At 70.8% G+C, this 1,720-nt stretch carries 2 protein-coding genes and 1 pseudogene; all 3 read right to left on the bottom strand.

Going from position 1 to position 1,720, the window contains the following annotated elements:
* The coding region (locus Q2100_RS31160) for an anti-sigma-D factor RsdA (protein WP_302917115.1) at positions 1 to 876 on the bottom strand (876 nt) is incomplete at its 3' end.
* Positions 869 to 1,447, bottom strand: a complete 579-nt coding sequence (locus tag Q2100_RS31165; protein WP_264014949.1) for a sigma-70 family RNA polymerase sigma factor — start codon at positions 1,445 to 1,447, stop codon at positions 869 to 871. The genes Q2100_RS31160 and Q2100_RS31165, both read right to left, overlap by 8 nt.
* Before the next feature lie 90 nt (positions 1,448 to 1,537).
* Positions 1,538 to 1,720 (bottom strand): annotated as a pseudogene (locus Q2100_RS31170) (hypothetical protein); the annotation flags it as partial.

The raw sequence follows: 1,720 nt of genomic DNA on the forward strand, positions 1-1,720 counted from the left end.
GGGGCTCGGTTGCGGCGACGGCGTCGGCAGCGGCAACTGTGGCGACGGGGTCGGACTCGGCAGCGGTGTCGACGGTGACGGCGTCGGTGACGGGGTGCCGTCCGACGGCGACGGGGTGGTCGGCGACGTGGTGGTCGGCGACGTCGAACCCGGGGTCTCCCCGGCGCTCGTGGTCGGCGGCGGCGAGGTCGCGGCGTCCGGATCGAGGATCACCGGAAGCGGCAGGTCGGTCGGGACCTCGGGCAGCACGACCGGCGGCGCGTCGGGGGGCACGGTCGCGTTGACGTCCCGGGTGTCCACCTTCACCGACAGCTGCTGCCACTGCTCGACGAGCTCTTCCTGGCGGGTGGAGTCGTCCACCGCGGCGACGGTCGTGGTCATCGTCTGCAACTTGGTCTGGGCAGCCGTCCAGTCGCCCTGGTCGATGAGCTGCTGCACCTCGGCGAGCTGCGACTGCGCCGCCAGCACCACCTGGTCGTCGCGGGTCTGCTGCTGTTCGCCGAACAGCGCGGTGCGCAGCCCGTAGAGCGGGTCATCGGGCCCGGCTCCGGCGATCACGGCGCCGAAGCCACCGACGGCGAGGACGGCGGCGGCCACCGAGCCCAGCACGGCCATCGAGGCGCGCCTGCGTTGCCGCGACGACGCCGACCGGTCCAGCGCCATGACCGCGTCCCGGGTGGTCACCACCGAGGTCACCGGCGCCTGCCGGACCTCGTCGCGCCAGCCGGCCAACACGTAAGCCAGTTCGGCCTCGCCCGCATCGGTGGAGTACACGGGCTGCTCGCCTGCGAGCGCGTCGAGGAAGCGGTCGGTGCGGTTCACCTCGTTGAGCGAGGAGTCACCACCGTTGTTGGTCCACCGGCCGAAGTCAGGCATGGTCGTGCCCCGTCGCCATGATCTCCTGCTTGAGCCGGGCCAGGGCGCGGTGCTGCGCGACCCGCACGGCGCCCGCGGTGCTGCCGACCGTTTCGGCGGTCTCCTCGGCGCTCATCCCCACGACGACGCGCAGGATCAGGATCTCGCGCTGCTTCTCCGGCAGCGTGGCCAGCAAGCGGTTCATCCGGGCGGACGCCTCGGCGTCCATCGCCATCTGCTCCGGTCCGGCGTCGGTCGAGAACCGCTCGGGCACGACGTCGGTGGGTTCGGAGCGGTTGCGGGCGGCGGCACGATGCGCGTCAGCAACCTTGTGAGCAGCGATACCGTACACAAAGGCCAGGAACGGACGTCCCTGATCCTTGTAGCGCGGCAGCGCCGTGATGGCGGCCAAGCACACCTCCTGAGCGATGTCATCTGCTGAGAGACCACTTCGTTCGCCCGCCCCGATCCTTGCCCGGCAGTACCGGACGATGATGGGCCGGATGGTCTCCAGCACCTCCCGTAGCGCGTCCCGATCGCCGGCCACTGCCTCAGCAACGACAGCATCGAGACGTTCTCTCGAATTTGTCATCGTGGGCGGCTTCTCCAGCGTTACGAACGCCGACACTCTCGGTGGTGTGGCTGAGGTAAACAATAACGACCGTGCCGAAGCGGCCCGGGGTCAGCGATCAGACCACACGCCGCCCCTGTGCTGCACGATATCGGCGCTACGGTCCCGAACGGCGGCGACGCGCTCCGCGGTGAGGGTCGCACTTCCGATATCGGCGAGCAGACAGGCCAGCGCCCACTGCAGCGGAACCAGCCCCGCGGCGTCGGCGGCGGCCAGCGCGGCGTCGGCCACCGG

Source organism: Mycolicibacterium arseniciresistens (assembly GCF_030519285.1).
GTDB classification, from domain to species: domain Bacteria; phylum Actinomycetota; class Actinomycetes; order Mycobacteriales; family Mycobacteriaceae; genus Mycobacterium; species Mycobacterium arseniciresistens.

Excerpts from the sequence above, each read along its gene's own strand:
- Q2100_RS31165 (WP_264014949.1), bottom strand. The coding sequence starts at position 1,447 with ATGACAAATTCGAGAGAACGTCTCGATGCTGTCGTTGCTGAGGCAGTG.